Origin of the sequence: Flavimobilis rhizosphaerae, assembly GCF_014852685.1 — a bacterium.
In the GTDB taxonomy this organism is placed as follows: Bacteria; Actinomycetota; Actinomycetes; order Actinomycetales; family Cellulomonadaceae; genus Flavimobilis; species Flavimobilis rhizosphaerae.
The window spans coordinates 1-4,417 of sequence record NZ_JACZDF010000013.1 but is presented as its reverse complement, the minus strand read 5'-3'; the positions used below and the strand labels follow the sequence as shown (position 1 = coordinate 4,417).

Sequence of the window (4,417 nt, the reverse complement as noted above, 5' to 3'; positions counted from 1 at the left end):
ACGCCTGGCCGCCGCCCTCGACACCCTCGCCACCCGCCCCCACCTCACACTCGTGGAGACCGCATGACCACCCTCGAGCCGCTGCCGGCCTCGTGGGCCGAGGCACTCACGCGCGCGCACCGCCACATGGCAGCCACCGGCGCGTCGCGCTCGACCCTCGCCCTGCGCCGCTCTCAGCTGCGCAACTTCGCGAGTGCCTGCCGTCACCTCGCGCCGGCCGACGTGACAGCCGAGGACCTGGCCGCCTGGATCGGCCACGGCGCACCCGCGCCCGAGACACGACGCACGCGCCGCTCGTCGCTCGTCGCGTTCTTCGACGCTGACCCGGCCACTGCCGGCGCGGCCAACCCCGCGCGCCGTCTCGCGCAGGTGGCACCCTCCAACCCTCGCCCACGCCCCGTGGGAGACACCGACTACCGGGCCGCCCTCGCCAGCGCCGACGACCGCGAGGCACTCATGCTGCGCCTCGCCGCCGAGGTTGGCCTACGTCGTGGCGAGGTCGCGCGCGTGCACTCGCGCGACCTGCTCGAGGACGACGACGGCTGGACCCTACTCGTGCATGGCAAAGGCGCCCGAGACCGATTCGTCCCCTTGACCGACGCCCTCGCCGCGACACTGCGCGCCCTGCCCGCCGGCTACGCGTTCCCCGACCGCGACGCCGGCCACCTCACGCCAGCGCACGTCGGTCGCATCGTCGGACGGCTGCTGCCGTCCGGCGTCACCATGCACGCGCTCCGGCACCGCTTCGCCACCCGCGCCTACCGGCTCGAGCACGACCTGTTCGTCGTCCAACAGCTGCTCGGCCACACGTCGCCCACCGTCACTCGCCGCTACGTCCAGACGACCCGCAACGACATGCGTCGCGCCGTCGTCGCCCTCGAGAGGAAGCACTCATGACCACCACCTGGAACCGCACGCTCGAGGCGTTCAACGCTGCGCTCCACGCGCGCGGCAAAGGCTCGTCGGCTCGCAAGACGACCGAGCGCGTGCGCCGCATGGCGAATGCCACCACGGCCGGCCCGTGGGAAGTGACGGCCGCGCAGGTGCACGCATGGCTCGCCAGCCTCACCGTCTCGCCCGACACTCGCCGCAGCTACGAGGCAGCCGTGCGCGCGTTCTACGAGTGGGCGATCTCGGACGGCCGCACGGACCACAACCCTGCCCCGACCCGCACGACACGCCCCGGCCCCGCGCCCCGCACGACCTCGCCCGCCTGGACCGCGTGGCTCGAGGCGTGGCAAGCACACCTGCGCGCCGCCGGTGCGTCCGAGGAGACCGTGCACCTGCGCGTCCGGCACCTCAAGCACGTTGCGAGGTCGCTGCGCCTGGACCCCGCCGACGTGACGACCGATGCGCTCGTGGCATGGATGGCCGGATCCGAGATGAGCGCCGAGACCCGACGCGCATACCGCTCGAGCCTGCGCGCCTGCTACTCATGGGCGTTCGCAACCTCGCGCACGTCCAACGACCCCGCCGCCAGCCTTCCCCGGGTCCGGCCGGCGCACCCGTCACCACACCCGGCCTCGGCCCGCGCGTATGAGGGCGCCCTGGCCGGTGCCGACGACCGAGAGACCCTCATGCTGCGCCTGGCCGCCGAGCTAGGCCTACGTCGTGGCGAGGTCGCGCGCGTGCACTCGCGCGACCTGCTCGAGGACGACGACGGCTGGACCCTGCTCGTGCGCGGCAAGGGCCAGCGGGACCGCGTGATCCCGCTACCGGACGGCCTCGCCGCGACCCTGCGCGCCCTGCCCGCCGGCTATGCGTTCCCCGGCGGCGACAACGGCCACCTCTCGCCCGCGTACATCGGCAAGATCGTCAGCCGGCTGCTGCCGTCCGGCGTCACCATGCACGCGCTCCGGCACCGCTTCGCCACCCGCGCCTACGGCCTGGACCGCGACGTGTTCACCGTCCAACAGTTGCTCGGCCACGCCTCACCGGCCACCACCCGCCGGTACGTCCAGGTGCCCCGAGCGACGATGCGCAGCACCGTCAACGCCCTGGCGTGAATCCACAGACACGATGGGGGCACGCGGGACCATGCCGGTACGTGCTGGCATACTCGAGCGCATGAACCGGACCGACCTCGAGCTAGTGGCGCCGTCGCCCGACGACGCCCTTGACTCGTCATGGTCGTTCGCTGAACTAGCGTCCTGGCTGGCCGACGATTCGCGCCCCACGCGCGCCGAGCGCCGCGCCCGCCACGCGGCCCCTGCGCGCCCCGACCATGGGACGCTGCCGAGCCAGTTCGGTGCACGGAACCCGCTGCCGCGCCACCTCACCGTCGCAGCGATTGACCGCAACGCTGCGCGCGGCCGTGGCACCTCGAGCACCGAGGTCCCCGAGGACTTCGACGACTACCAGTGGAGCGTCCTGGGAATGGGCGAGGCTGCTCGCCTCTTTGCCGAGGACCGCACGCGCCGCGCGCTCCACCACGCCGCGACCGCGGAACTGACGACCCCGGACGACCCGGCTGCGACTGTGCAGCTCGAGGACGACGAGCACGCCCCGCTCGAGCGTGAGCCGCTCGAGCCGCCGCCCATGCGCACACTTCGTCTCGTGCTGACAAGGGCCGTTCTCTCCGCTGCTCCCCCGCTGGCATCCCGCCGGCGGGGATCCGCAGCGACGGTCCTTCGCGCCGCCTGACCGCGACGCCCACGACCCCACCACCGGCACAGTCTCCACACGCCCAGGCGGCGCACTAGGAGACACCCCGATGCCCAAGAACGCCACGACCGCGACGGTCGCGACGACCCTGCCCGACCTGCTGACCCGAGCCGAGGCAGCCGACGCCGCACGCGTCAGCCTCGGCACCCTCAAGCGCTGGATCGCCGCCGGCCACCTCCCGACCGTCCGCCCCGGCGGCCGCGTGCTCGTGCGCCGCGACGCGCTCGCCGCATACCTCGAGGCCTGCTCGACCACGGCCACAGCCGGCCCGCTGGCTGGCCGCCGAGCATGAGCGCGGCTGGCGCCCTCACGCCAGCCGCGACCCCATCGAACACCACCACCCGCAAGGTGCGTGGCCACGATGGGTAACGCGCTCGTGCAGGAGATGACCGCCTGGAACCCGGTACTGCGCACACCCGCAGGATCCCCCGACGTCCGGGCCATGCTCGCCCTCACCTTCATGGCGTCGACAGCCCTCGACCGCGACAGCGACAACATGCCGGCCCGCATGTACTTCGCCGGCCACGACCGGCTCGTCTACGTCCTCGGCTACCGCGACGCCTCGGCCCTCGAGCTTGTGACCGACTCAGACCGGCGACGAGTGCGCCGCGCAATCAAGACGCTGCGCGACGCTGGCGCTATCCGCCTGGCCGAGCACGCCTCTGCCGGCTACCGCACCGCGCGCTACGAGCTGCTGCCTCGACCTGTGGACAACCAGCCACCGGCGCGCACCGGCGGCCCCGATGAGTAGGGCCGCCCACGGCCCTGTTGGGAGGGTCGCCCACGACCCTGCCGGGGAGGGTCGCCCACGGCCCTGTTGGGAGGGTCGCCCACGGCCCTGTTGGGAGGGTCGCCCACGGCCCTGCAGAAGGAATGGAAGGGATCTACGGAATGAGGAAGGGATAGATGAACTACGCAACCCGCGTCACCACACGCGCGCGCGAGGCCTGTGCATGAGCCGCGGGACCGCTCGCCGGCTGCCGTGCCGGCTGGCGGGGCCGGTCGGTTTTTCCATCAGCACCACCGGAAGACCCGCCCCCTTCTTCTATCCCTCCCCAACCCCTCAAAAAAACTGGACCGAAATGGTCTGGAATGAATCGGAGGTGCGCGAATGAGTGCCAGTTGCACCGTGAACGGCTGCGACCGTCCGGCGTCCTACCGGGACCCTGCCGTCTGCCGTCTCCACTACCAGCGCCAGCGCCATGCGGGCACACGCGCGCTACGAGCTGGCCGAGCCGGCGCCGCCCACCCCGCGTGGAAGGGCGCCGTCGTGACCTATCAGGGCGCCCATGACCGCGTGACCGGCCTTCACGGGCCGGCCCGCCGTTGGCAGTGCGTCGCGTGCGGGATCCGGGCCGACGAATGGGCCATGCTGCCCGATGCGCCGGCCCCGTTGCTGGATCCCGCGACCGGCTGCCTCTACAGCACCGACCCGCAGGACTACCGGCCGATGTGCGTCATGTGCCACCGGTTGCTCGACGCGCGTGCACGCCGCGCGAGACTCGCCCTCGAGGTTGACCCGGCCGAGGTGCTACCTGGACTCGGCAGCCCGTCGTTCGTCCAGGCACCCGCCAGCACGCGTGCGCCGATGACGCGATACGCCGAACCGGTGGCCGTCGTGGCGCCGGCCCTCGAGCCTCTGCCACTGCCCGAACTGGAGGACCTGTGACTTCTCGCCCTCGTCGTCGGTCGTTCGGTTCGCTCGAGCTGCTGCCCTCCGGCCGCTGGCGCGCCCGCTACACCGGCCCCGACG

Annotated in this window: 6 protein-coding genes; all 6 read left to right on the top strand. The window is 72.6% G+C overall.

Annotation, left to right across the window (positions count from 1 at the left end; genetic code table 11):
• Positions 1-63: 63 nt before the first annotated feature.
• Positions 64-897: a tyrosine-type recombinase/integrase gene (locus IGS67_RS13505; protein WP_192282225.1), complete on the top strand. Its 834-nt coding sequence runs from the start codon at positions 64-66 to the stop codon at positions 895-897.
• A complete protein-coding gene (locus IGS67_RS13500; RefSeq protein ID WP_210767366.1) occupies positions 894-2,006 on the top strand; it encodes a tyrosine-type recombinase/integrase in 1,113 nt (370 codons plus the stop codon). Before IGS67_RS13505 ends, IGS67_RS13500 begins: the two co-directional genes overlap by 4 nt.
• A gap of 61 nt (positions 2,007-2,067) precedes the next feature.
• On the top strand, positions 2,068-2,643 hold the full coding sequence (locus IGS67_RS13495) for a hypothetical protein (protein ID WP_192282222.1): 576 nt from the start codon (positions 2,068-2,070) through the stop codon (positions 2,641-2,643).
• A gap of 70 nt (positions 2,644-2,713) precedes the next feature.
• The gene (locus IGS67_RS13490; RefSeq protein WP_192282220.1) at positions 2,714-2,956 is read left to right on the top strand and encodes a helix-turn-helix domain-containing protein; all 243 of its coding nucleotides are present in this window, start codon (positions 2,714-2,716) and stop codon (positions 2,954-2,956) included.
• Between the two features lie 60 nt (positions 2,957-3,016).
• Complete coding sequence (locus tag IGS67_RS13485) at positions 3,017-3,415, top strand: hypothetical protein (protein ID WP_192282217.1); 399 nt, start codon at positions 3,017-3,019, stop codon at positions 3,413-3,415.
• Between the two features lie 519 nt (positions 3,416-3,934).
• Entirely contained in the window at positions 3,935-4,333 is a 399-nt protein-coding gene (locus IGS67_RS13480) for a hypothetical protein (RefSeq protein WP_192282214.1), read from the top strand.
• Positions 4,334-4,417 lie beyond the last annotated feature (84 nt).